Origin of the sequence: Pseudomonas sp. NPDC086251, from assembly GCF_044746405.1 — a bacterium.
GTDB lineage: Bacteria > Pseudomonadota > Gammaproteobacteria > Pseudomonadales > Pseudomonadaceae > Aquipseudomonas.
The window spans coordinates 1-25,417 of record NZ_JBIVBY010000026.1 but is presented as its reverse complement, the minus strand read 5'-3'; the positions used below and the strand labels follow the sequence as shown (position 1 = coordinate 25,417).

The window sequence follows — 25,417 nt, the reverse complement described above, 5'->3', positions numbered from 1 at the left end:
TCATCATCCTCAATCTTCAACGCGTCGCTGACCGTCTTCATCGATTGCCTTCCTGCTGAGCTGAAAAAATCAGGCATCCGGCGACTTGCGCCAGGAAGCGACCCACTTGAACAATCTGCTCAACCACCAACGACTGCGCGCTTCGCGAATGTCGTCGATTTGCATGAAGGTGTAGGGGGTGGGCATGGTTTTTTCTTGGATGCGGAGGGTGCGCAGGCCTCTGATTATGTGGCGTGCGTGGAACAATAACGCGACCGAGAAAGCCAGCAGCCCAAACATCGCAACCATCCCAGCAGTGAGGGTGCCGGCTGCTTTGGTAAAAATACTTGCTGCCAAAGTGGTTGCGCCAGCCACCAAGAGAGGGCTATACGCGGTCGATGTTTTTTGCTTTTCTTGCGGACGGGGCTGCACCTTGATTCCATCATATTCGAATGGGTGAAATGACGATTTGCCATTTGCCAGGACCAAATACGTCAACGACACGATCCCTATTGGAACAGGCCACATCATGAGGGCAGCAATACTTGTCTTACCCCAGAACCTCGCAGCGACCAAATCAGCCGAGGTGGAGGCTAATAAACAGAAGAGGCTAACGACCGTAATGAGTATCGAAGTCATGTACAGAGTAAATTTTTCACACGCATAGACAAGATACAAGGTCCATATAAATGCAGATAAAGACACGACGAAATATGCAGGCCAAAAATACTTAAACCCGGAAGGACCAAAGGCGAACAACAAAACAAAAAGACCGAATAAAAACCATGTAAATTTTTTTAGCTTATCTGAGTCAATCATTATGGATTCTCAATCTTCATCGCGTTGCCAATCACATTATCCACCCCGAACTCAACCATCGCCCACTGCACCACCAAACCTGCAACGAATCCAACGGCTACTACCACAACTAATGGCGCTGCTGGAACCGCAAACAGAGCAGCGGCGCCTGCCAAAGCGTACCCGGAACCGACGCCTACAGCAGCCGATACGATATTACTGGGCTGGCTGTAAACAGACTAATCTTCCTCGCACATAGTGTTGTGATATGAAAAGCATTAGCAAAATCTCTTCAATCATCGTCCAGACGACCGACTTACTGCGCAAGTTCGGCAGCCCTGAATGGGCGGACAAACTCGAAAAATGCAGACTTGCCCTGCCCCATGACGCGCTATCTCAAATCGTATCGCTTTACGGTGGATCAGGCTCGATCAATGACCTCGTTCTGTACGAGCAGGCAAAACCCTTGTTGGACGAGAACAACAAACTGCATGCGCTGCTAGCAGAACTCTATGACGTATGCGTCGGTAGTCATTAATCCACTTGCTCAAACCGCTGCTGCAACAAATGCCGCGCCGTCCCTGCGTTCAGGTACGTGCCAATCAGTTCCGCCAGCTCCTTCTCCTTGAGTTTTTTGTCGTCGCGACAGAACTGCATCAGTTGCAACTGGACCCAGCGTTTTTTCTTGTCGAGCTTCACATCAGGGGCAAAGAACGAGCGCGAGGCCAGTTCTGGCATGGGCGCGTCGTCTTCGAGCAATAGGTTCAAATGCAGCCCCTGCCCCACTCGCAGGCCGAAATCGGCGATGTGCTGGATCGGCAGCGGTTTCTTGAGGTTGGCGAAAACGAATTGATCGGGGGTCAGCAGTAACGCGGTCTTGTCCGCTCGCATGAGCATGCGCAGCGAGAACGGCAGCACGCACGCCATCAGGCAAGCGAGCATGCCGCCCGTCACCAGTATCACGCCCTTCTTGCTCCCTACAGCCTCCGGGAACAGTAGCGGCCACATCAGCAGACCCAGGCCCAGCAACATCAGCATGGCGAAGCAAACCAGGGTGATCCAGCCGCGCAAGCGCGCACCTTCGTGCAGCCGGACTTCTTCTGTGGCTTGGCTGGCATGGCTGCGCAGCTCTTCAACTGCCGCCGCATCTTGTGTCACGTAGTGGCCGAGAAAGTCCTCGGTAACGCGGATGCGCAATGCCTGGGGATCGGCAAAATACTGATCCATCGCGGCGCAGGCTTGTGCGGCGACGATGGGTCGGGTGCCGCGGCTCACAGCCTCTTCGACCGTTACCTGCAACGACGCCAAGCGCTCGCCATTGGAGGGGTGAGTGTCCGACGGATGCGGCAGCCGGGTTTCCATTTCTTCGTCAGGCAAGGTCAGCGTCAGAGCGGCCAATTCATGCAACACGCTGGTCGGCAGGTCGCGGGTGAGGTCATGATCCGCCGGATGAGTCGCCTGGCTAACATGCGTATCCACGCGCTCTTGCAACAGCGGGTCGATGGCAGAGATCCGTACCAGCGCCGATGCGGCGGCGATATTTCCGGCCAACGTTGCGCCTGCGGCGTCCGCAGCCAGTTCCCGTACGCGGCTCCAGTGGTTCACCGCGTGATCGAAACTTTCCATGAAGTACATGCCGAGCATGAAGGCCGGACGCAAGATCGAGCGTTGCAGCAGGTCGCTTTCCAGCATGGTTACGGCAATCAGCCCCAGACTGCGGCCGATGCCGTCGTAGATCGGCACGAAGCGCAGGCTGTACTCGGTATCGTCGCCAGCGAAATGCGCCAGTTCGTGCCCGATCACCGCGCTGGTTTCCGCAACGTCGAGCAACCCCAGGTACATCATCGGTATGTGCAGGGTTCGGCCTTTGAGCGCGGTACCTGAGGGCAACAGATCGACGTCGCTGGACGTTACGTAGAAACCTTCGGTCATGCCCATGACGATGTGATCAGGCGCCAGTGCGCCGAGTTGATCCGCCAGATCGCGAACGTAGGCCCACAGCACCGGCGCTTGTTCTGGCGTGACCACCTGACCGAGAACGGGCATCGGCGTCGACTCAAACATGCGCAGCATGACGCGCAGTTGCTTGCCCATTTGCCAGATCGAATACAGGCAGCCCAGCATCACTGCTAAGGCGATACCCATCAGCTTGAATTCACCGGTAGACATTTTCCCTGCGTGCCAAATCCCCAGCGCTTCGAAGCCCAGGATGGCCGCGACCGCCGCGCCGATGGCGACGATATGGCCCACCAGAAGGTAAGGCAAAGTCCGGCTCACTTCAGTGAAGGTGCGCAGCAGTTGTTCACGGGACTGGTTCGCGCGTGATCCGGCCCAACGGAGCCAGATGAGACCCAAAACACCCGCCAGCGAGGCCAGCAGGCCAAGGACGACGACAGCCTTGGCCAGAACGGTCATCACTGCACTCAACGGTTGCAGAGTGCTGAGCACCTCTTCGGCTTCAGTGAGGCGAGTCAAGGCCAACGCTACACTGACCTGTTCATCGTCAATATTGACCGTGATCGAACGTGAGTCAGGTTGCGCGGCCAGCGATTCAAGTTGGGGACGAAGGTCGATCAGGTCAGCGTTGGTCCGGGCGAGTTCCGTTTCGGTCTCACTGCTGCGTTGCAGCTCCCAGATGCCAAACAAACCCAGGCAAAGCGGCAGGAGAATGAGGACAGCAATGAGCTTTAAGCTTTTCATGAGACACAGGCCCAATAAATGCGCCGCTCTACTGTCCTTTGCGAGCGCAAAATCCATTTAACAAACGCCCGAAGGCGTTTGCGCACTTGCACAGCCCGCCGCGAAAATTTCCTGGGACGTAGTTGTGCTGAGCGCGTTATACAGCGATACCAGCCCTATGTAACCCCACAATGGCGTCCTACAAACAGAACGGCGAGATAAACCTTTCCTTAGTCAAAATACTCTGCGTTGCCATCACTTCCCTGCGCAACAATCATCACTTTCCTCTGTTCTCATTTTTTGCCGAAGCTAAATAAAACTGTATTTGGTGAACCGGTTCACCTTTTTTCAATTTAATTTTTTTAAAAAATTGGATCCATAACCCTTCTCAAACCATTGAACCTGCTGGGTTTCAGAGGCTTCCGTCAGACAGATCCATCGAATAATGGCAAGCAGACATCATTGCGGCATGTATCAAAAACGAGAAAAAATCCCTTCCTCAGTGAACTTTTCCATTCGAGATGTTGCCATATACGACGTTGCTGGCCACTCGACATCCATATGCCAGCACCGTGTTCCTACAAATTCCTGGCAATGTGCATTTTCGATGTAGAAACATCGGCATCGCACTTTGTGAACAGGTGCTCAATTGAGAAATTCGTAGCTCTTCACGTTCTCCCTGAATAAAAACGGGAAGCGGTCGTGAAGCGTTCAAGGACGATATACCGATGACTCAGACGTTTGACGTTGAAGCACTGATCAAACTGCGAAGCCAGACCCGGGCCATTTCCGATGCGCTCAAGGCGCAGGCTTCGGATTACCTGTCGACCCTCGCATTGCTGATCCGTCCACAGACGTTTTTCGGTGAATACCTGCAAGGCGCGCAACGCAGCAGCGGCCGCGAAACCCAGCACCACTTCAAGGAGTTCAAGGAACTCTATGACCGCATCGGGTCGGCAGCGCCCTTTCAACTGGTCAATGAACTGGAAGTGCCCCTGAACCTGATCGGGACGACGCCGGAACTGTTTCCGCTGGAGTACGACAAGGTGCTCTCGCAAAGCGGCCAGACCATTCGCATCACCAGCCCCGTGCGCTGGGTGGTGGGTTTCAACTCATTCGACCTGGCGCGCTTTCGCACCGTCATCAAAGACCCCAATCGCAGCAGCGCCGAGTTGTACCGCTTCGTCGTGCACTACCTGGTGTTGTTCTACTGCCTGAGCCAGTCACCCGGCTTGGGTCGACTGTTTGGCGGCCTGCGCTTCCCCCTCAGTTTCGAACGCCTGAAAGACTTTGGCGACCTGCCCTTTTGCGTCATCGGCTCACCGGTGCGCTCGCAATTGCCGGATGAATCGGTTATCCGCAGCAGCACGCAGATCGCCGGCAATACCAGCTTCGAAGAGTTGGTGGGGCACGACAACATTGTTGAAATGAACGATGAAATCCGTCAGCGCCTTCTGCTGACGATCGAAGGAATGTAACGCGTCCGGCCACCCGTTGGCCGGAACGCAAATGACTTGCAGCGAATTGTTCGCACCAGGAGATCACGATGGCGAAGAAGGAAAGTACCCAGCACAAACTCGACCGCGTTCGCGCGCCTCGGGTCCATATCACCTACGACGTGGATATCGGTGACGCTCAGGAAAAGAAAGAGCTGCCCTTTGTCGTCGGTGTGCTGGGCGATTTCTCCGGCAACCCGCTGGAGCCGCTGCCGAAGCTCAAGGACCGCAAGTTCATTTTCATCGACCGCGACAATTTCAACGGCGTGCTCAAGGGCATCAAGCCGCGCCTGAGTTATCGGGTCGACAACACGCTGGCCAGGAACGGCACGCAGTTGGGCGTCGAGCTCAACTTCAACGCCCTCGAAGACTTCGAGCCGCAGAACGTGGTGAAGCAGGTCGAGCCGCTGCGCAAGCTGCTGGAAGTGCGTAACAAGCTGGCTGATCTGCGCAACAAGATGGGCGGCAACGACAAGCTCGAAGAGCTGCTCATGGACGTGTTGCAGAACACTGAGAAGTTGAAAACGCTGGGCAAGGAATTCGGCCGTGAAGCCGCCGTTCCAGCCACCGAAAGCAAAGAGTAGGAGCCTGAAGATGAACGATAAGCAAACCGTGACTCAACAGGACGGCGATCTGGTTGAAGTGGAAAACTTCGCCCCGCAATCCTCGCTGCTCGACAGCATCATTTCGCAAAGCCGTGTGGCGCGCTCCGAGACTGAGCGCACCCGCACACGTGACTTGATCGGCGAACTGGTCAGCCAGGTGCTCGAAGGCGAAATGACGCCGAGCAAAGACCTGATTGCCGTGCTTGATGCGCGCATCGCCGAAATCGACGCGATGCTCTCCGAGCAGATGAATGAAATCATGCATGCCCGCGAATTCCAGCAACTGGAAGCGTCGTGGCGTGGCCTGAAGTATCAGGTGGACCAGACCGAAACCAGCACCACGCTAAAGATTCACCTGCTCAATGCGTCGAAGAAAGACCTGGTGCGCGACCTCAAGTCCGCCTCCGAATTCGACCAGAGCGCGCTGTTCAAAAAGATCTACGAAGAAGAATACGGCACCTTCGGTGGTGCACCGTTCGGCATGTTGCTGGGTGACTACGAGTTCAATCGCAGCCCCGAAGACATGTACCTGCTCGAAGAGATTTCCCATGTCGCCGCAGCGGCTCACGCACCGTTCATCTCGGCGGCCTCGCCTGAGCTGTTCGGCTGGGATTCGTTTACCGACATGTCCGGCCCACGGGACCTGGCGAAGATTTTCGACACCGTCGAATACGCCAAGTGGAAGTCGTTCCGCGCCTCCGAAGACTCGCGTTATGTCGGTCTGACGTTGCCGCACGTGCTGGGTCGCCTGCCTTATGGCCCGGATACCACACCGGTTGAAGAATTCAACTTCGTGGAAAGCGTCGATGGCCGCGACCACAACAAATACCTGTGGATGAACGCTGCCTACGCGCTGGGCACTCGGGTCACCGACGCGTTCTCCCGTTACGGCTGGTGCGTGGCGATTCGCGGTGTCGAGGGTGGCGGTCTGGTGGAAGGCCTGCCGACGCACACGTTCAAAACCGATGACGGCGAAATCGCCCTCAAGTGCCCGACCGAAATCGCAATCACCGACCGTCGTGAAAAAGAGCTGTCGGACCTTGGCTTCATTCCGCTGGTGCACTGCAAGGGCACCGACTACGCCGCGTTCTTCGGTACTCAGTCGGCGCAGAAACAGAAGCACTACAACACCGACATCGCCAACGCCAACGCCCGGCTGTCCGCGCAGCTGCAATACATCTTCGCCACCTCGCGCATCGCGCACTACATGAAGGCGATCATGCGCGACAAGATCGGCAGCTTCGCGTCCCGCAAGGACGTCGAGATGTTCCTCAACAAGTGGCTGTCGAGCTACGTGCTGCTCGATGACACCGCCAGCCAGGAAGCCAAGGCCAAGTTCCCGTTGCGCGAAGCGCGGGCCGAAGTCTTCGAAGTTCCCGGCAAGCCAGGCGTGTACAAGGCCGTGACGTACCTGCGTCCGCATTACCAACTGGACGAGCTGACCGCTTCGTTGCGCCTGGTCGCCGAATTGCCGCAATCGACTCGCGGTTGATCCACCCCATTGCCAGGGAGGCAATATGAGTAGTCAACACAAGCTGTTGCCATCGTTGCTGGATCGATTGCTGGATGATCATCCGCATCAATCCATGGAAGCCTCATCGCAACGCTTGTGTTCGCTGGCCGATTACAAGGCCAGCATCGTTCGCGACCTCGAGGTACTGGTCAACACACGCCAGTCCCTGGTCGCCAACGAGCTGGAGGGTTTCGTCAATTTGAGCGGAACCATCCTCGACTACGGCATGCCGGATTTCACCAGCCGCAGCGTGCTTGATCCACAAGACCGCCTGTTGATTCAACGACAACTGGAGAAAGCGATCAGCGTCGGCGATCGACGGTTTCGCAGCGTAAAAGTCCAACTGCTCGCCCAACAAACCGGCCAACGCATGCTGACCTTCCGCGTGGACGCAGTATTGCGCCTGCAAGACATCACCCGTCAGGTGTCCTTCGACGCGGTGCTGCAGGTCAACACCCAGGAATACAAAGTGCAGAACCTCAACTGATGCTCGACGATCTGCTGCCCTATTACGAAAAGGAACTGTCGCACCTGCGCTTTTTAGGCCAGGAGTTCGCGAGCCAGTACCCGAAGATTGCTTCGCGGTTGCTCATCGAGGGCGATAACTGCGAAGACCCGCATACCGAGCGCTTGATCGAAGCCTTCTCGTTCCTGTCCGCTCGCGTGCACAAAAAACTCGACGATGAGCTGCCGGAAATCGTCGAGTCGTTTCTCGAAGTGCTGTACCCGCATTACCTGCGCCCTACCCCGTCGATGTCGATCGTCGAGTTCAACCTGGGCAAGCAGGAAAAAGTCACCGAAGCCTTCCGCGTCGCCCGGCACACCGAACTCAGCGCCAACCCGATTGACGGCGTGGTGTGTAAATTCCGCACCTGCTACCCGGTCGAACTGTGGCCGGTGGTAGTGCATCAGGCCTCGTTCATTGAAATGGAACGCTCGGCGTTCAACGGTCATAGCGCTGATCTGGTCGCGCGCCTGCGCATCGGCCTGACGGCGACCTCCGATGTGCCGTTCGGCAAGATGGAACTGGACAGCCTGCGTTTTTTCCTCGACGGCGAAAGCACCTTGATGCTGCAGCTCTACGAGTTGCTGTTCAACAACCTGGCCAAGGCCACATTGTCGTTCGAGGATGAGGGCCGAACCCGCGAGATCACCTTGCCGGCGAACGCGTTGAAAGCCGTGGGTTATGGCCGTGATGAAGGCTTGGTGGATTATTCGGAGCGCTCGTTCCTGGGTTATCGCTTGCTGCACGAGTACTTCACGTTCCCGGACAAGTTCATGTTCTTCGATCTGTCGGGTTTTGCGCGGCTGTTGGCGGGCAAGAACCTCGAGAAAATCGAGATCAATTTCTACTTTTCCGATTACGACCTGAGCGATCGCTTGGCGCGCCTGACGCAGAACATCGGGCGCAATAACTTCAAGCTCAACTGCACGCCGATCATCAACCTGTTCCGCCAGCAGGCCGAGCCGATCAAGTTGACTCACGCCCAGCACGAGTACGCCGTGACGCCGGATGTGCGCCTGCAAGGCTCGGCGGAAGTGGTGTCGATCGATCGTGTGCGGCGGGTGCGCAAAGTCGGCGGTGTCGATCAAGTCGGCACCTGTCATCCGTTCTTCGAACCGCGTGGCGATCAGGGTCCCGGCCAGAGCTTCTGGATCGCCCGCCGTCGGCCGGTGCAGTCGCGCCAGCGTGATGGCTCGGACGTGTTTATCCGGGTGGTGGATCGCGAACTGGAGTTGATCAATTCCAGCAACGACACCTTGAGCCTGCGCCTGACCTGCAGCAATCGTGACCTGCCGTTGATGCTGCCGTTCGGTGGCGAACGCGGCGACTTCAACATCCCCGGCAACTCGGTGATCCAGGACATACGCTGCCTGCGCAAACCCACCGCCACCGCGCGCGTGCCGCTGGGCAACGGGGTGATCTGGCGGCTGATTTCGCACCTCTCGCTCAACCACATGTCGCTGGTGTCCCAGGGGCGCGAAGTGCTGCTGGAGCTGCTGTCGCTCTACAACTATCGCAACGTGTCGGCGCTGCGCAAGCAGATCAACGGCATTGTCTCGGTCAGCAGCGAGCCGGTGGTGGCACGCATCGGCCATCCGCGCCCGAACTTTGTCCGCGGCGTCGGCATCACCCTCAATTTCGATGAAAGCCAGTACACCGGCAGCGGTGTGTTTTTGTTCGGCATGGTGCTCGACCACTTCTTTGGCCAGTACTGCACCATGAACAGCTTTACCCAATTAACCCTTCGCACCTTGCAGCGCGAAAAGAGAGTCGTCCAATGGCCACCGCGAACCGGCGATCAACCCCTGGTCTGATTGATCAGGCACGGGCTGAGCCGCACCGATTCGAGTTTTTCCAATTGGTGCGTTTGCTCCGCCTGCATTACAGCAGAACCGGGCGCATGGACCTGGACACTCGGCCGCACGAAGACCCGTTGCGTTTTCGCTCGCAGCTGTCGCTGAACTTCCCTGCGAGTGAAGTCAGCGACTTGCAGTTTGAGCGTGAAGGCAAAGTGTCGGCGGCCGGTTTGCCCCTGTCTGAAGTGCAAGTCACGTTCATGGGGCTGGTCGGGCCGTCCGGCGTGCTGCCGCGCCCCTACACCGAATTGTTGATCGAGCGGCATATCCAGCACCGCGATGATGCGGCCCATGCGTTCCTCGATATGTTCTCGCATCGCATGACCACGCTGTTCTACGAGGCCTGGCAGAAATACAAGTTCTACATCGAATACGAACGCAACGGCACCTCGGATTTTGATCGCTACCTGCTCAACCTGGTGGGCTTCGGGCCTGAGGCGCAGAAGCAGAAATTCGACAAGCAAGGCTCACCGCTGCGGCGCGAATTGTTCAGCTATTTCTCCGGCCTGTTCGCGCAGAAACCGCGCAACTCGCTGAACCTTGAAGTGATGCTGTCCTTCTATTTTTCGCTGCCGTTCAAGGTCAAGCCGTTTGCCGGACGCTGGCTGAAACTCGACGCCAGCCAATGCACGCAACTGGGCCGCAAAAACGCCGTGCTCGGGCAAAGCGCAGTTGCCGGCAACCGGGTCTGGGATTACCAATCGTGCGTGCGCATCGAGCTCGGTCCGCTGGACCTGGTCGACTATCAACGCTTCCAGCCAGGCACCGTGGACTACCAGAAACTGGTGGAGCTGGTGCGGTTCTACGTCGGCGCCGAACTGGACTTCCAGTTGTCGCCCCGGCTCAAACCCGAAGCAATCCCCGTGGCCCGCCTCGGTCGCCAGGGCAATGTTGCACTGGGCTGGCAAGGCTGGCTCAAACGCCCTGGTGTCGACGTGGAACCTTCCCGTTGTGCCCTCTTCCACATTCCTTTTGATGGGGTCTCCCTGTGAACCTGAAGTCCCTGTTTGCCAAACTGAACGACACCAGCCGCACCGCCACCGAAAGCGCTGCAGCCTTGTGCCTGTCGGAACAGCATTACGACGTCGAGATCGAGCACCTGTTGTTGCAGCTGCTCGACAGCAACGACAACGACCTGCCAGCCATTTTGCGTCACTACGATGTGGTGCCGGATCGCCTGCAAGCTCAGCTGGTGACCGCGCTGGGGACCTTCAAAAAAGGTAATACCCGCACGCCTGCACTGTCGCCGCACATTACGCGAATGATCGAGCAAGCCTGGGTGCTGGCCTCTATCGAATTCGGGCAAGGGCAGATTCGCACCGGTTATCTGTTGCAAGCATTGCTGGATGACAACGAGCTGCGCCGGGTGGTGATCGCGTCCGCCCCCGAGCTGGAAAAAATCAATGCCGACGACCTGCGGGTCAACCTCGGCGCGCTGGTCGAAGGCAGCGCCGAATCGCAGCAAGCCAAGCCGTTGGCGGGTGCGGACGTCGCAACGCGCAGCACGGTAAAAGGCAACGGCAAGACCCCGGCTCTGGATCAATACACCATCAACCTGACGCAAAGTGCGCGCGAAGGCCGGATTGATCCAGTGCTGGGCCGGGAGTTCGAGGTTCGGCAGATGGTCGACATCCTCACCCGTCGGCGCCAGAACAACCCGATCCTGACCGGTGAAGCCGGCGTGGGTAAAACCGCCGTGGTGGAAGGCTTGGCGTTGCGCATCATCCAGGGTGATGTGCCGTCGGTCCTGAAAGACGTGGCCATCCACACGTTGGACCTGGGTTTGCTGCAGGCCGGTGCCGGGGTGAAAGGCGAGTTTGAAAGCCGCCTCAAGTCGGTCATCGAAGAAACCAAGCGCAGCCTGCACCCGATCATTCTGTTCATCGACGAAGCCCACACCTTGATCGGTTCGGGTGGCCAGGCCGGGCAAAACGACGCAGCCAACCTGCTCAAGCCAGCCTTGGCCCGTGGCGAATTGCGCACCATCGCGGCGACTACGTGGGCCGAGTACAAGAAATACTTCGAGAAAGACGCCGCCCTGGCCCGTCGCTTCCAGGTGGTGAAGGTCGAAGAGCCGGACGAAGACAAGGCGATCCACATGCTTCGCGGCCTGCTGGCAAAGATGCAGGATCACCACAAGGTCACGGTGATGGACGAAGCGCTGGTGCAAGCCGTGCGTTTGTCCAATCGCTACATCACCGGGCGCCAGTTGCCGGACAAGGCCGTCAGCGTATTGGACACCGCCTGCGCGCGGGTTGCCCTCGGCCAATCGTCGCAGCCGGGGCCGCTGGAAGACTGCAAAAGAACCCTCGACAACCTTCAGGCTGAGATCTCGGTGCTGCAACAGGAAGCCGCCAAGGGCAGCGACCATGCCCGGCGCCTGGCGATCCTCGACACCGAGCTGCAAACGCAGCAGCAAACCCGCGATACCCTGGAACAACAGTGGAAACGCGAACTGGAACTTGTGGAAAAACTCGGCGCGCTCAGCCATCCGGACAACCAGACTCCCGATGCCCGCGAGATTGCCGCGGTACGCGCCGAGTTGACCAGCGTCCAGGGTGAACAACCGCTGGTGCATGCGTTGGTCGATGGCGGGACCATTGGCGAAGTGATCTCCGGTTGGACCGGCATCCCGTTGGGCAAAATGCTCCGTGATGAAATCGACACCGTTCAGCGCCTTCCCGCGCTGCTGGGTGAACGGGTGCTCGGACAAGATCACGCCCTGCAGGAAATCGGCAAGCGCATCAAGGTATCCCGCGCACGCATGGAAGACCCGAACAAGCCGATCGGGGTGTTCCTGTTGCTCGGCCCGAGTGGCGTCGGCAAGACCGAAACCGCGCTGGCCCTGGCCGACACCCTGTACGGCGGCGAACGTAACCTGATCACCATCAACATGTCCGAGTACCAGGAAGCCCACACGGTATCGAGCCTCAAGGGTTCGCCACCGGGTTACGTCGGCTACGGCGAAGGCGGCGTGCTGACCGAAGCCGTGCGGCGCAAGCCTTACAGCGTGGTGCTGCTGGATGAAGTGGAAAAAGCCCACCCGGACGTGCTCGAACTGTTTTTCCAGGTGTTCGATAAAGGTGTGCTGGATGACGGTGAAGGTCGGGAGATCAACTTCCGCAACACCGTGATCATCCTCACCTCCAACACCGGCACCGACCGCATCATGCAGTGGTGCCTGAATGCCGAGCAGCAACCGACGCCCGAAGACATCGTCGAAGGCTTGCGCGACGAGTTGAACCAGGTGTTCAAACCGGCGTTCCTCGGCCGCCTGACCATCGTCCCGTACTACCCGGTCAAGGACGCCATCCTGGAGCGCATCGTCGCGCTCAAACTCGAGCGCATCCGCAAGCGTTTCGAGCGCAACCATCAAGCCGTCCTGAGCTACGACGAAGCCCTGGTCAAAGCCATTGCCTCACGCTGCACCGAAGTCGACAGCGGCGCCCGCAACATCGACAACATCCTGTCGAAAAGCCTGATGCCGGAACTGGCGCAACGGGTCCTGGAGCGGATGGCGCAGGACAAGCCGATCCAGAGTTTGAACATCGCGTTAGGCAGCGACGGCGATTTCGCCTACAGCCTGTGCTGAATGAGTATTTAAAGGTAGCCATCATGGATAACAGACATTCAAGGAAGCGCCCTGCGCAGCCGGCATTGGCAAAATGCCTGACCGCAGTGGCATTGATGATGGCGTTGACGGCCTGTGGCGTCACCGACCGTGTCAGCAAGCGGGTCGACGATACGTGGGCCGGCGACATGCTGTTCGACGATAACGAGAAGGTCATCCTGACGTCGGATGGCGGCAATCAGCTTAATCCCGACGAGTCCGGCAAACCGCTGTCCGTCGTGATTCGCGTGTACCAGCTGACGTCGCTGGAGCGCTTTTCGTCGATCGACGCCGACACGCTGTGGGACGACCCGCAAAAAGCCCTGGGCAATACGCTGCTCGAAAACCGCGAAATCACCTTGCTGCCGGGCATGGGGCAAGTCGACAAGTGGCCGTTGAACAAGGCCGCGGGCTACGTCGGCGTTGCCGCGTTTTTCCGCTCGGACGAAAACAGCCGCTGGAAGGTGGCGTTTGACGCCAACTCGCTGCGCAAGGATGGCATCTGGTTTTCCGCCGATGGCCTGCGGGTGTTGGTGGACAACAACACGGTATCCGTCGTGAACGGTATCGATGTGTTGAACAAACCCAAGACCCAGGAGCAGCTCGCCCAAGCCTCCGCCCTGCCCGACTCGCCAGCGAAACCAACCCTCACCCAGCGTGTGCAGGACGCGGCCGTGCAACAGGCTGAAGACACGGCGACCAGCTCCGCGCAAAAAGCCACCGAGTCAAAATTAAACTCTCTATTGGAAGGCGTTCATGAGTAAGCAAAGCCGGGTGATGTGGTCGGAAGGCATGTTCCTTTTGCCACAACATTTCCAATATCAGGATGAGTTCCACCAGCATCAGCTGGCGGAGTCGACGCTGCGCAACACGCCTTTCCATTGGGGCGTGCAAATGCTCCAGGTCGATGAAGAGGCGCTCGCCACCGGCTCTTTGCAGCTGAAACGGTTGAAGCTGGTGTTTCCCGACGGCAGCCTGTACGACGCGCCGCAGCACGATCCGCTGCCGGCGGCGCGTGACTTGAAGGACTTGCTCAAGGGCAATGACCTGAAGGTCTACGCCGCGCTGAAACTGCCTGAGCCGTTCGGCATGAACTACGTCGAAGACGGCCAGGAACAAAAAAGCGCACGGCGCTTTCGCAAGCAGTTCGACACCTTGCCGGATCTCAACGAAGGCGACCTCGAGAACGAAATCACCAGCCTGCGCCTGAACGTGGTGATGCTGATCGACGGCGACAACCTGGATGGCTACAGCCACTGCCCGATCGCCCGGCTGTCACGCAACAACATCGGTGGCTTCAACCTCGATGCGCACTTCGTGCACCCGACCTTGCACGTTGGCACTCACGAAACCCTGACCGGCCTGGGCAAGCGCTTGCTCGGCGCGCTGCAATCGAAAAGCAAGGCGCTGTCGGGTCGTCGTCGCGAACGTGCGGACCAGATTGCCGAGTTCGGCTCCAGCGACGTGACCTTGTTCTGGCTGTTGAACACGGTGAACCGTGCGCACCCGGGCCTGGCGCACCTGCTCGCCCACCCGCGCCTGCACCCCGAGCGCTTGTACCTGTTTCTGGCGGAACTCGCGGGCGGCTTGCTGACGTTTTCGCTGGACACGCAACTCAACGACATCCCCGAGTATGACCATCACGACCCGGCGGCCTCACTGGTCAAGCTCGATGAAATGATCCGTGTCCTGCTCGACAACGTCGTGCCTAACCAATGCGTGATGATCAACCTGACCCAGACCAAGCCTTCGTACTGGCAGGGACAGTTGCTCGATCCTCGCCTGGCCGAGGCCGATTTCTATATTTCGGTGCACGCCGACATGCCCGGTTCCAGCCTGCTGGAACTGGTGCCACGCGCGTTCAAAGTCGGTTCGCCGGAAGACATTGAAGTCGTGGTCAACAGCGCCATGCCCGGCGTCACGCTCAATCACTCGACCCGCTTGCCCAACGCGATTCCGGTGCGACTGGACAATCACTACTTCTCCATCGAGCCGCACGGCCGGGTGTATGAACGCATGATGAGTGCCCAGGCCATCTCTTTTTACGCACCCAGCGCCTTTACCAATCTCAAGCTTGAACTGATGGCGGTACTCAAATGAACGAAGCCGTAATGCAAGGCGCCGTGGCGGCCGCCACTGAAAAACCGGTGTTGAAAGACCTGGTGCAGGACTTCATCAGCATGGCGCTGATCGTGCGCAAAGGCCGTCAAGTGACCTCGGTCACCGCTTTTGAGGCGAGCATCGACGCCTTCTTCTCGACGCTGGAACGCGAAGCCCGCAACGCCAACTACAGCGTTGAACAAGTGAAGGACACGCAATACGCCCTGTGTGCGTTCCTCGACGAAAGCGTGTTGCGCTCCGGCGAAAACGACCTGCGTCGCCACTTCGAACTGCAACCGTTGCAGTTCCGCTACTTCGGCGTGCACCTGGCGGGCGAAGGCTTTTTCGAGAAAATCGATTCGTTGCGCAGTGACGTCAAGCAGAATCTGGATGTGCTTGAGGTCTATCACCTGTGCCTGGCGCTGGGTTTCGAAGGCAAATTCAGCCTCGGCCAGAAAGACCAGTTGCGCTACTTGGCCAACACCCTGGGCCAGGACATCGCGCGCTACCGCAAGACGCCCAAGGCGCTCTCGCCGGATTGGGCATTGCCCGACCAGGTTTCGCAGATGCTGCGCCATGAAGTTCCCGTTTGGCTCTATCTGGTGCTCATTGCGCTGGTCTGCGTGGGTGTTTACCTGACGCTGGACTGGCTGTTGGCCAAGGACGTAGCCGCATTGTCCGAACAAATCAGCCAGCTGTTCAGTGCCTGAGCACACCTCAGGTAATAGAGTCAGGAAGACATGAAGACATTATTGCGTTTGTTGAAAAGCTTTTGGTTTGTCATCCCCGTGCTGTGGCTGGCGAGCCTGGCGGTTGGCTGGTTCGTGGCACCGCACGTGAGCTGGTTGCGTGGCTACACGCTGGAGGCGATGGCGATCATCAGCGCCTTCTATCTACTGATCATTGTGCTGCGTCAGTACAAGCGGATCCGCGCTGAACACAACCTTGAGAACCTGGTGCAGATCGAGGTCGATCGATCGCTTAAATCCACCGGTGAATTCCGCGACCAGCAAGTGCTGCGCGAGCGGCTCAAGCACGCTATCGCGATGCTGCGCACCGACCGCTCGGCCGGTGGCGGCGGTTCGTCGGCGCTGTATGACTTGCCGTGGTACCTGGTCATCGGCATGTCCGGTGCCGGCAAGACTTCATTGCTGACGCGTTCCGGCCTGTCCGCGAGCATCGCCAACAGCGCCAATGACACCCAAAGCGGTACGCAACATTGCGATTGGTACTTCAGCCCTGAAGCCGTGATGATCGACACGGCCGGCCGTTACCTGCGCGACGACCAGTCGGCCAGCGAGTTCGCCGCGTTCCTGCGGATGTTGAAAAAACAACGCAACAAAGCCGCCGTCAACGGCCTGGTGCTGGTGGTGAGCCTGCCTGAGCTGCTGGCGGCCAGCGCCACCGAGCGCAACGAGCTCGCCGCGCAACTGGTGACGCGCATCGAGGAATACACCGACTGCCTGGACGCCAACCCGCCGATCTACCTGATGCTGAGCAAGACCGATCAGTTGCCGGGTTTCAGCCAGGCTTTTGAAGGCCTGGACCTGAACGAACGCCAGCAACCGTTGGGCATGACCTTCGGTTTGTCGGAAATCCGCAACCAGGGTTTGCGCCCGGTGCTGGATGCCAAGCTGGCCAATCTGCACAGCCATATTCGCCGGCATGTCGACGCGCAGATGATCGCGCTGGGCGCCGATGCCAACAGCGCGCTGCTGAACTTCCCGAACTATTTTTCCGAACTGTCAGTGGTGCTCGAGCAATTTCTCCAGCACTTCGCCCAGACCGGTCATTCGGGTACGCAACTGCTGTTGCGCGGCCTGTATTTCACCAGCGCCTTGCAGACCGATCAGCAACTGAGCCAGGTCTATGAAGATGATCTCGCCGAGTCGTTTTCGCTGCTGCCAGAAGCCGAGCACGACAAGCACACCGCCAGCAGCGGCAAGAAAATCAGCGACCGCAGCTATTTCATTACCGATACGTTCCGCCGGGTGATTTTCCCGGACCGCGACCTGACGCTTTATCAGTCGCGTTCGGGACACAACAAATCCTTTAGCCCTGCGGTGCTGAGCGTGGCCGTATTGGCTGCACTGGTGTTCATTGGCTGGCAAACCCTGTCCTTCCAGAACAACCGTCAGTGGCTGGCCGCGTTACGCGAGCAACTGAACGAGCTGCAGCAATCACCGGAGCGCGCCGAGTTGCTGGCCTCGGGCCAAGGCTTGGAATTGCTCCGCGATCAACTCGCCGTCATCGAGAAGCATCGTGCCAAAGGCGTGCCGCTGCAACTCAGCGCTGGCCTGTATCGCGGCGATGACATCTACCGCGTCGCACAGACGGCTTATTTGCAGCAGTTGCGCACTCAGGCGCTCGAACCGATCACTCTGCAACTTCAGTTGCAGATGCGCGCCTTCAATGAATTCGCAAAAACCATGGACCCGCAGAACAGCTTCGCGGTAGCGCCCGCCAAGGCCGGCAGTCCGTCAGCCAAAGCTCGCGCGCAAGGGCTGAAACTGCCGACCCGCTTGAGCAGCGTTCCGCGCAGCGCCGGTGATGTCACCAGCCGTTTGAGCGCAGCGGCCAAGGGTTCCGCGAACAAGGTGCGCGGTGATGCGTTGACCGCACTGCGTAACCCAGCGACGACGAGCGATGCCGCTGAACTGTCGGCGACTACGGGCGGGCTCTCGTTGTCCGAGGAAATGCTCGGTCGACTGGATGAGCGCCAGGTCGCCTCCATCATCGAGTCCTATAACGCGCTGAAGCTCTACTTGATGCTGACGCAACCTGAAACCCATCCTGAGCCAGAGTTCGTCGGCGCGGCGTTGCCGGTTGCCTGGGCCAACACCGCCAATACCGACAACCCGGTCAGCACAGCGGTTATTCAAGACAACTCGCCGGTCTACGTGCAACTGCTGAAAAATGGCCAGGCACCGTCCCTGCCCCGTAACGAGCAATTGATCAGCGAAACCCGCAATAGCTTGAAGTCATTCATGATCTCCAGCTCGTTGGTGGACCGTGAATATCTGCGCCTGCAATTGGAGTCCAGCCGCCAGTTTCCGGCCGTGGGCCTGAGCGATCTGGTGCCGCTGCCAGGGCGTCAGTTGTTGTACGGCAGCGAAGCGGTGCCGGCGATTTTCACCCGTCAGGGTTGGGAACAGTTTGTGAAGCCTGAGCTGATCAAACTGCTGTCGGGCAACCTGCAAAACGAATCGGACTGGGTGCTCGATGGCGAAGGCGGCGACAGCCTGGTGCAGAAAGCCAACTTCATCCGTGAGTTCATGACGCGTTACAAACGCGACTACACCCAGTCCTGGTACACCTTGATCGACAGCGTCGGTGTTCGCCATTTCACTGACATGGCCAACGCGACCCAGCAACTGTCGCTGCTCAGCGACGTGCAGAACTCGCCGGTGAAAAACCTGCTGGCAGCGGTCAACGACAACACCCAATGGGATGTGCCTGCACCGCGTGAAACGCAGCAACCGGGGATCAAGCGCGATGACGGTTTCTGGGGCAAGGTCACAGGGATTTTCGATGGGCAGGACACTTCGCCCAACGCGCTGATTTCGCCGTTGCCTGCGGTGGACGACGGCAGCCTGGCCAAGCGCTTCGAGCCGGTGTCGCGGGTCTTCGCCGTGCAGAACGCCGAGGGCGCCGACAGCACGATCATGGATCGCTACCTGGCCGCGCTGCGCAAACTCAAGGTGCGGATGAACAACATCCAGCGCTCCCAAGACGTCGGCAAAAGCAGCAAGCAACTGATCAGCGAAACCCTGGAAGGCCAACCGAGCGAAGTCACCAGCGTGCGCAACTACGTGGAGACCACCGTCGACACCAGTCAGGGCGGCCTGTCGACTTCGCTGCAAGGCTTGTTCAGCCTGCCGATTCAGTTCGCCTGGGAAACCCTGCGCGATCCGGCCGGCGAGCAGATCGCCAAGGCCTGGGCGCAACAGATCGCCAAGCCTTGGGAACAAGTCATGGCGCACCGTTACCCGATCGCGGCGGGCAGTCGCAATGAAGCCTCGGTCAAGGACCTGCAGCGTTTCGTCGACCCGGACTCCGGCTTGCTGCCGAACTTCAAGCGTAACGAAATCGGCAACCTGTCCGGTGGCGAAGGCCTCGGCATGAGCAGCGCCAGCAAGGCAACGCCGCTGGTCAATCCGAACATGGTCAACAGCATCGACAAGGCCAGCTCGCTGGGCCAGGTCATTGCCAGCCTGTCGGACCGGGAAAACGGTTTTGAAATCATGCTGGAGCCAGCAGCCTGGTTCACCGACATCATCTTCACCCTGGACGGTCAGGTGCAGCACTACCGCAACGGCAAGACCAGCTGGAGCCGCTTCTCCTGGCCAGGCACCACCACCGCACCCGGTGCGCGCATGGACGTGGTCACGCTGAGCGGCGAACGCATCACGGTGTTCGACTACCCCGGTCGCTGGGGCCTGTTGCGCATGAATGACAGCGCCCGCGTCAGTGATCTGGATGGCATTCAACAGCGTTTCAGCTGGAACACCGCCAGCGGCCAGGTCAGCCTCGCCGTGCGCAACTACGGCGGCGTCAAGCTGACCGACCTGGCGAACGTCAAGGCACTGAGTGCACTCAACGCCAGCGGCGGACGCGTCCAGTGAGCACGCTCGCCTTGAATCAGGGACGCGGCCAATGATTGGCTGTTTCGGAAAAGTGCCGGCGAGCCCGGACTTCGTCAGCCTGCACGGTGCGGCCGACGACGTCTGCGAGTTCGATGCCTGGCTGCAAGGCGCATTGGCCGCCCTGCAGCCCCTCGAGACCTGGCGGGAGCTGTTCGACGGGTTGCCGGTGTGCTTTTTCAGCTACCGCGCACGCAGCGGTAACTGGCTGGTCGGCGGCTTGATCAGCTCGAGGGATTCCAGCCAGCGGCGTTATCCGTTTTTCATTTTTCAAACGGTCAAAGCCAGCGACTCCGGGCCATTGGTCAATCCTTTCACCCTGAGCGAACTGTTCAGCGGGCAGATCCGGCCGTTGCTGCACATGGCCGCCCAGGGTGAAAGCACGTCCGTGCTGTTCGAACGCATCAAGGCCTTGCGTCCGCTGCAAGGTCAGGACTTCGAGTTGTTCCGGCGCGTGCATGACAAATTCCTGGTGAACTTCAACCTGCGCGACATCGCCACCGCGCTGGAAGGCGCCTACCCGGAGTTTGTCACCAATGCCGTACTGACTCGGCTGCTGGCGTTCAAAAGCCAGCTGCACCAGCCAACGCCGATGGGGATTTCCCTGCCCTTGCCGGCGGAAAGAGGTTTGAAGAATCCGACCGCCGATCTGTGGATCACCTGGTTGGCGCGAATGACTGCCGGCAGCGGCGTGCCGCAGGTCAGTCTGCTGGCGGACGACTTTATGCGCCCCCGGCTGATCTGCTTCCCGTCGCGCAACAACAGCGATGCCTATCGCGTGCTGACCGGTAGCGGCAACCGCTTGCAGAGCCATGACGTGCTGGCGTCATTTGATGCCTTTGATGAGCACCACCCGAAACACGCCTTTCCCGAAATCGACCGCCCTCTTGATGACGTTATCGACCGCTTTGTCGACGCGCTGGATGTGAAGTCCGTATGAACAAGATCAAGTATTACTTCTTGCGCTTCCAACCCTACATTCTGGGGGTTTGCTTTTTCCTCACCATCTTCGTGGTGTGGGGCATTGGGCGTGCGTTTGACTTCAGCTCGCTGAACAGCTTGCTGACCGGCATCGGCGTGTTCCTGCTGCTCTCGGCCGGTTACGTGCTGCTGCTTTATCGGGGCGTATCGCGGCACCACAACCTTGAAGGATTGCTGCGCGACGACGCCGATCAAGCGGTGCTCAACGCCAGTCCGGCGGATCGCGAGGAAGTCAGCCTGTTGCGCGAGCGCCTGTTGCAGAGCATCGAGCGGCTGCACAGCAACAAGCCGCGCGGCAGCAATCCCAAGGATGCGCTGTATGCCCTGCCCTGGTACCTGGTGATCGGCCAGCCGGCGGCCGGCAAAAGTACGATGCTCTATCAATCGGGCCTCAACTTCCCGTATGCGGAGCGTGAAGGCGCGCGCGTCGCCGGTCTGGGTGGCACCCGCAACTGCGACTGGTTTTTCAGCTCCGAGGCGGTGCTGCTGGATACCGCCGGGCGCTACATGAACAACCAGGAAGAAGCCGGCAAGTGGCGGGCCTTCCTGCAACTGTTGCGTCAGCACCGCCAGCGCCGGCCGCTGAACGGCTTGATCGTCACCGTCAGCATTCACGACATTCTGCAAACCTCACTCGAAGACCAGGAGCGTATTGCCAAGCGCCTGCGCGAACGCATCCAGGAAACCCATGCGCTGCTGGAAGTGCGTCTGCCGGTCTACCTGGTGTTCACCAAATGTGACCTGGTGCCGGGTTTTGCCCCGTTCTATCGCCAACTGGATGACGTGGCCCGCGGCGAAGTCATGGGCAAGACGTTTTCCCATAAAGGCTACGAACAGGCCGACTGGGGCCGGCAATTCGGCGTGGCGATGGACGAGTTGGTCAGCTATTGGCAGCAGGTGGCGAGTCAACAACTGGTCATGCAGGACATTCAGATCACCCGCCAGGATTCAGCGGTGTACCGCTTCCCGCTGGAACTGGCGGCGCTGAAGCCGAGGCTGCAACTGTTCGTCGACGCGCTGTTGCGCGCCAACCCGTATCAAAAGGCCGAACTGCTGCGCGGTTTCTATTTCACCAGTGCACTGGATGCCGACCAACCGGAAATGGGCGGGCACACGCGTCAAGTCACCGAGCGCTTCTCACTGGACAGCGACCAAGAGATCGCCAGCGGCAATGCGCAACCGCGTCCGTTGTTCATCAACAGCCTGTTCCGCAAAGTCATCATTCCCGACCAGCATCTGGTGGCGCTGTACACCACCAACCACCGCGAACGTCGGTGCAAGGCGGCGTGGATCGGCGGTGCCGGGCTGGTCGCGGTACTGCTGTGCAGCTTGCTGGGCTGGTCGTATGTGAACAATAAAAACACCGTGCAGACCATTTCCACGGAACTGGCCCAGGCGGCCAAAACCGACGCCTCGGCGACGGGGCAATATACCGACTGGCAAACGCTGGATCGCATGCGCTTTTGGACCGCCCATTACTACGCGCAGCATCACGATGAAGGTGTACCGATGCGCATGCGCCTGGGGCTTTACCAGGGCTACAAAGTCGAGCCGCTGGTGCGCAGTCAGTATTTCAGCCGGCTGGAAAGCGTGATGCTCAAGCCGACCGCCGACAACCTGACCCGCTCGCTGTACCTGTTGACCACCCTCAAGGTGTATCAGCGCAACAGCAAGGAACTGCTGCCCGTGACCGGCGTGGACAGTGTCGAACCCAAGGCGCTGCCCAGCGACAACCGGGCGCAGTCCATCGCGGCGTTCGGCAAGACCACGCTGGACACCTACGTCATGCTCTCGCGTGCCCAGCGCGAAAAGGCTGATCCGGCGTTCCTGAAAGCGAAAATACCGGACTACTGGTACCCGGCGATCGCCCGCCAGACCGGTAAAACCATCGGTGCTTCGAATGACGGTTCGGGCTCGAATCAGGATTACGAGTTCGCCAGCCGGCAGATCAATTTCTATAGCGACCAGATCCACGAGGAAGACGTGCCGCGGATCCTAGATAACGCGTTCCTGACGTCCAGTTCGCGTAACTACATCAACAGTTTGCTCACGCAATCGTTGCGCTCGATCGAGACCATCACCCTGGAATCGGACACCTTGTTCGCCTTTGGCCGTGCCGACTTCCAGAGCCTGAAAACCGAAGGCCAGGGCCAGTTGAGCGCTATCGCCGGCAAGCTGTTGAGCACGCCGGACATCGGCAAAATCATCATCGCCGGGCACGCCGATCAACTGGGCGACCCACAGGGCAACCTGCAGGTTTCCCGGCAGCGCGCACAAACCATCAAGACCTACCTGGTGGGCAAAGGCGTGCCGGGTGAACTGGTGGAAGCCGTCGGCGAAGGCAGCACCAAGCCCTTGGTCAAATGCAACATGCAGCAACCCAGGGCCCAGCTTATTCAGTGCCTGGAACCTAACCGGCGCGTGGAAATCGAAGTACGGGCGCTCAACTGAGTCGGCCGTACTTGTGAAGGAAAACTGTTGCCTGGGCCCGCTTGATGTTCGGCCCAGGCCGGTAAGACACCTCTCTTGATCGTTTCAAAGAGGTTAAAAACGAAGGGTTGTGATCTGTCCGCAGGTTGTTACAGCCCTTTAAATGAAGGTAAGGAGAAATTAGAAATGGCATTTGACGCATACATTCAGATCGAAGGCATTCCAGGTGAAGTGCTCGACGACAAGCACAAGGACTGGATCGAAGTGCTGGGCTACGAGTACGGCGCAACTCAGGCGACTTCCGCGACGGCAAGCTCTTCGGGCGGTGCTTCGTCGGAGCGTGTGTCGTTGAGCGATTTCAGCATCCGCAAAGCCGTGGACAAGGCTTCTGCCAAGCTGTTCGAAGCCTGCTGCAAAGGCACGCACATCGCCAAGATCCAGCTGAACGTCAACCGCGCGGGCGGTGACAAGGTCACCTACCTGACCATCAACCTGGAAGAAGTCGTGGTCTCCTCGGTCAAGGCTGTCGCCGGCGGCAGTCAGGGCGGTGAAGACAAAGCGGTCAGCGATCTGCCGATTGAAGAAATCAGCTTCAACTTCGCGCGCATCAAGACCACCTACACCCAACAGAGCCGTGCCGATGGCCAGGGCGGCGGTAACGTCACCGGTGGTTGGGATCGCACGGCGAACAAAGTTTTCGCTTAAGCGTAGCGATAGCGGACCGCGCACGCGGTCCGCATTCAGCACCGTGCCTGCCAAACAGGCGCGGTGTTCTTTTATTTTGATCAGAGTTGCCTATGTCTGAATTTCTCAACGACCTTTCGCTGGCCGAACTGACAGCGCCCATCAATGAGGGGAGCGGTGAAGACTTGAGCTTTTCCACCTTGTTCGATCAGGTGAAGGAAGCTCGTCGAGCAGACCCCGATTACCTTACCCAGGGTGACTGGCAAACCGATCTCAAGGCTTCCGATTGGGATCTGACCATTACCTTGGCGGCACAAGGCCTGGCTCGACAGAGCAAAGACTTGATGCTGGTCGCCTGGCTCAGTGAAGGCCTGGCGCACAAGTACCATTTTGTTGGCATCACCTTCGGCCTGACGCTGGCCGAGCGCATTCTGCAAACCTTCTGGGCGGATCTGTTTCCCTCCCTGGAGGACGGCGTCGATGAACGCGCCGCACGCCTGGCGTGGATGAAAACCTCGCTGGCGGACATCGTCGGCGCACTGCCGATCACCCAGGGACAGCATTACGGTCTGCTTCGTTATGACGAATCCAGGCACATCGAAAACCTGGCGCTGCAAAACCCGCAGGCCATGCGCGCCGCCCTTGACGAAGGCAAGATCAACGCGGAGGTTTTCCAGCGTTCGGTGGTGCTGACCGATTCGGATCATTTGCGTCTGAAAGCCGGCGAAATAGCCGCGTGCCTGAAAGCCTGCCAGCAGCTTCAGAGCACCGCGGACAGGCACTTTGGCCCTGAAGCGCCGAGCTTTGCCGGGCTCAATGACGTTTTGTTTCGCGCCGGACAACTGGCTGAAAAGCTGCTCAAGGATCGAGGGATCGAACTCTCCCCGGCCCCTGTCGCGCCGACTCCGGCCTTCCCTGAAAGCATTGGCGAACAACCCGCAGGTTCCGCAATGACCCAGCCTGAACAAAGTCTTTCAAGCACACCGCTTCGCACCACCCCGCAGACCCGCGATGAAGCGTTCACCCTGCTGGCAGGCATCGCCCAGTTCTTCAAACAGACCGAGCCGCAGAGCCCCGTCCCTTACCTGATCGAACGCGCGATCAAATGGGGCAACATGCCGCTCGAGGGCTGGCTGAACGATGTGATCAAGGACAGCAACGTGGTCGACAGCATTCGCGACGTGCTGGGGACCAAAGAAGCAAAGTCCTGACACGCCCCTTGTAGGAGCTGAGCTTGCTCGCGAAAGCGGCCGCCCAGCCAATCAAGATGTCGCCTGATACACCGCCTTCGCGAGCAAGCTCGGCTCCTACAGTTGATCGGGGTCGTTCACTGATTTTGTGTTCGCTGAAGATCCCCTGTGGGAGCGGGCTTGCTCGCGAAAGCGGCCGCTTAGCCAATAAAGATGTCGCCTGATACACCGCCTTCGCGAGCAAGCTCGGCTCCTACATCTATGGTTACCCCCTTTTCTGCAATACTGTTTTTGATGCGTGTTTGGCTTGCTTTCATCTATCCGGCGTCTGAGTGGGGTTATGGCCCC

The 25,417-nt window shown here is 58.9% G+C and carries 18 protein-coding genes; 16 read left to right on the top strand and 2 right to left on the bottom strand.

The window, feature by feature from the left end:
• Positions 1 to 69: 69 nt before the first annotated feature.
• Complete coding sequence (locus ACIPL2_RS25630) at positions 70 to 798, bottom strand: hypothetical protein (RefSeq protein ID WP_401361026.1); 729 nt, start codon at positions 796 to 798, stop codon at positions 70 to 72.
• 247 nt (positions 799 to 1,045) lie between these two features.
• Between ACIPL2_RS25630 and ACIPL2_RS25625 the strand changes: the two genes are divergently transcribed.
• Complete coding sequence (locus tag ACIPL2_RS25625; RefSeq protein WP_401361024.1) at positions 1,046 to 1,315, top strand: DUF6966 domain-containing protein; 270 nt, start codon at positions 1,046 to 1,048, stop codon at positions 1,313 to 1,315.
• Here the strand turns inward: ACIPL2_RS25625 and ACIPL2_RS25620 are convergent.
• Positions 1,312 to 3,477 carry a M48 family metalloprotease gene (locus tag ACIPL2_RS25620; protein ID WP_401361022.1) on the bottom strand — a complete coding sequence of 722 codons (2,166 nt, stop codon included), beginning with the start codon at positions 3,475 to 3,477 and terminating at the stop codon, positions 1,312 to 1,314. The two genes, ACIPL2_RS25625 and ACIPL2_RS25620, sit on opposite strands and share 4 nt — an antisense overlap.
• Before the next feature lie 707 nt (positions 3,478 to 4,184).
• Between ACIPL2_RS25620 and ACIPL2_RS25615 the strand changes: the two genes are divergently transcribed.
• The 15 genes from ACIPL2_RS25615 (at position 4,185) to tssA (ending at position 25,090) form a co-directional block, all read left to right on the top strand.
• Positions 4,185 to 4,934: a hypothetical protein gene (locus ACIPL2_RS25615; protein ID WP_401361020.1), complete on the top strand. Its 750-nt coding sequence runs from the start codon at positions 4,185 to 4,187 to the stop codon at positions 4,932 to 4,934.
• Between the two features lie 68 nt (positions 4,935 to 5,002).
• Positions 5,003 to 5,536, top strand: a complete 534-nt coding sequence (gene tssB, locus ACIPL2_RS25610) for a type VI secretion system contractile sheath small subunit (RefSeq protein WP_401361018.1) — start codon at positions 5,003 to 5,005, stop codon at positions 5,534 to 5,536.
• A 10-nt stretch (positions 5,537 to 5,546) separates the two neighbouring features.
• Positions 5,547 to 7,049, top strand: coding sequence for a type VI secretion system contractile sheath large subunit (gene tssC / locus ACIPL2_RS25605; RefSeq protein WP_059404744.1), 1,503 nt, complete (start codon positions 5,547 to 5,549; stop codon positions 7,047 to 7,049).
• A 25-nt stretch (positions 7,050 to 7,074) separates the two neighbouring features.
• Positions 7,075 to 7,557, top strand: a complete 483-nt coding sequence (tssE, locus tag ACIPL2_RS25600) for a type VI secretion system baseplate subunit TssE (protein WP_401361016.1) — start codon at positions 7,075 to 7,077, stop codon at positions 7,555 to 7,557.
• Positions 7,557 to 9,389 (top strand): type VI secretion system baseplate subunit TssF, encoded by a 1,833-nt coding sequence (tssF, locus tag ACIPL2_RS25595; RefSeq protein ID WP_401361014.1) that lies wholly within the window; start codon positions 7,557 to 7,559, stop codon positions 9,387 to 9,389. The genes tssE and tssF overlap by 1 nt, the downstream gene beginning before the upstream one ends.
• On the top strand, positions 9,353 to 10,423 hold the full coding sequence (tssG, locus tag ACIPL2_RS25590; RefSeq protein ID WP_059404747.1) for a type VI secretion system baseplate subunit TssG: 1,071 nt from the start codon (positions 9,353 to 9,355) through the stop codon (positions 10,421 to 10,423). Before tssF ends, tssG begins: the two co-directional genes overlap by 37 nt.
• Positions 10,420 to 13,023 (top strand): type VI secretion system ATPase TssH, encoded by a 2,604-nt coding sequence (gene tssH / locus ACIPL2_RS25585; RefSeq protein WP_401361011.1) that lies wholly within the window; start codon positions 10,420 to 10,422, stop codon positions 13,021 to 13,023. Before tssG ends, tssH begins: the two co-directional genes overlap by 4 nt.
• Before the next feature lie 23 nt (positions 13,024 to 13,046).
• Positions 13,047 to 13,805 carry a type VI secretion system lipoprotein TssJ gene (tssJ, locus tag ACIPL2_RS25580; protein WP_401361009.1) on the top strand — a complete coding sequence of 253 codons (759 nt, stop codon included), beginning with the start codon at positions 13,047 to 13,049 and terminating at the stop codon, positions 13,803 to 13,805.
• Entirely contained in the window at positions 13,798 to 15,141 is a 1,344-nt protein-coding gene (tssK, locus tag ACIPL2_RS25575) for a type VI secretion system baseplate subunit TssK (protein WP_149658798.1), read from the top strand. Before tssJ ends, tssK begins: the two co-directional genes overlap by 8 nt.
• Positions 15,138 to 15,851 (top strand): type IVB secretion system protein IcmH/DotU, encoded by a 714-nt coding sequence (gene icmH / locus ACIPL2_RS25570; protein WP_059404751.1) that lies wholly within the window; start codon positions 15,138 to 15,140, stop codon positions 15,849 to 15,851. Before tssK ends, icmH begins: the two co-directional genes overlap by 4 nt.
• A gap of 30 nt (positions 15,852 to 15,881) precedes the next feature.
• A complete protein-coding gene (locus ACIPL2_RS25565; protein WP_401361006.1) occupies positions 15,882 to 19,766 on the top strand; it encodes a type VI secretion protein IcmF/TssM N-terminal domain-containing protein in 3,885 nt (1,294 codons plus the stop codon).
• Positions 19,767 to 19,797: 31 nt separating this feature from the next.
• Positions 19,798 to 20,724, top strand: coding sequence for a type VI secretion system-associated protein TagF (tagF, locus tag ACIPL2_RS25560; RefSeq protein ID WP_401361004.1), 927 nt, complete (start codon positions 19,798 to 19,800; stop codon positions 20,722 to 20,724).
• On the top strand, positions 20,721 to 23,216 hold the full coding sequence (tssM, locus tag ACIPL2_RS25555; protein WP_401361002.1) for a type VI secretion system membrane subunit TssM: 2,496 nt from the start codon (positions 20,721 to 20,723) through the stop codon (positions 23,214 to 23,216). Before tagF ends, tssM begins: the two co-directional genes overlap by 4 nt.
• A 165-nt stretch (positions 23,217 to 23,381) precedes the next feature.
• On the top strand, positions 23,382 to 23,900 hold the full coding sequence (locus ACIPL2_RS25550; RefSeq protein WP_059404755.1) for a type VI secretion system tube protein Hcp: 519 nt from the start codon (positions 23,382 to 23,384) through the stop codon (positions 23,898 to 23,900).
• 92 nt (positions 23,901 to 23,992) lie between these two features.
• On the top strand, positions 23,993 to 25,090 hold the full coding sequence (gene tssA / locus ACIPL2_RS25545; RefSeq protein WP_401361000.1) for a type VI secretion system protein TssA: 1,098 nt from the start codon (positions 23,993 to 23,995) through the stop codon (positions 25,088 to 25,090).
• Positions 25,091 to 25,417 lie beyond the last annotated feature (327 nt).

Coding starts and splice junctions, on each gene's coding strand:
- ACIPL2_RS25630 (WP_401361026.1), bottom strand. CDS start 798: ATGATTGACTCAGATAAGCTAAAAAAATTTACATGGTTTTTATTCGGT.
- ACIPL2_RS25625 (WP_401361024.1), top strand. CDS start 1,046: ATGAAAAGCATTAGCAAAATCTCTTCAATCATCGTCCAGACGACCGAC.
- ACIPL2_RS25620 (WP_401361022.1), bottom strand. CDS start 3,477: ATGAAAAGCTTAAAGCTCATTGCTGTCCTCATTCTCCTGCCGCTTTGC.
- ACIPL2_RS25615 (WP_401361020.1), top strand. CDS start 4,185: ATGACTCAGACGTTTGACGTTGAAGCACTGATCAAACTGCGAAGCCAG.
- tssB (WP_401361018.1), top strand. CDS start 5,003: ATGGCGAAGAAGGAAAGTACCCAGCACAAACTCGACCGCGTTCGCGCG.
- tssC (WP_059404744.1), top strand. CDS start 5,547: ATGAACGATAAGCAAACCGTGACTCAACAGGACGGCGATCTGGTTGAA.
- tssE (WP_401361016.1), top strand. CDS start 7,075: ATGAGTAGTCAACACAAGCTGTTGCCATCGTTGCTGGATCGATTGCTG.
- tssF (WP_401361014.1), top strand. CDS start 7,557: ATGCTCGACGATCTGCTGCCCTATTACGAAAAGGAACTGTCGCACCTG.
- tssG (WP_059404747.1), top strand. CDS start 9,353: ATGGCCACCGCGAACCGGCGATCAACCCCTGGTCTGATTGATCAGGCA.
- tssJ (WP_401361009.1), top strand. CDS start 13,047: ATGGATAACAGACATTCAAGGAAGCGCCCTGCGCAGCCGGCATTGGCA.
- tssK (WP_149658798.1), top strand. CDS start 13,798: ATGAGTAAGCAAAGCCGGGTGATGTGGTCGGAAGGCATGTTCCTTTTG.
- icmH (WP_059404751.1), top strand. CDS start 15,138: ATGAACGAAGCCGTAATGCAAGGCGCCGTGGCGGCCGCCACTGAAAAA.
- ACIPL2_RS25565 (WP_401361006.1), top strand. CDS start 15,882: ATGAAGACATTATTGCGTTTGTTGAAAAGCTTTTGGTTTGTCATCCCC.
- tagF (WP_401361004.1), top strand. CDS start 19,798: ATGATTGGCTGTTTCGGAAAAGTGCCGGCGAGCCCGGACTTCGTCAGC.
- tssM (WP_401361002.1), top strand. CDS start 20,721: ATGAACAAGATCAAGTATTACTTCTTGCGCTTCCAACCCTACATTCTG.
- ACIPL2_RS25550 (WP_059404755.1), top strand. CDS start 23,382: ATGGCATTTGACGCATACATTCAGATCGAAGGCATTCCAGGTGAAGTG.
- tssA (WP_401361000.1), top strand. CDS start 23,993: ATGTCTGAATTTCTCAACGACCTTTCGCTGGCCGAACTGACAGCGCCC.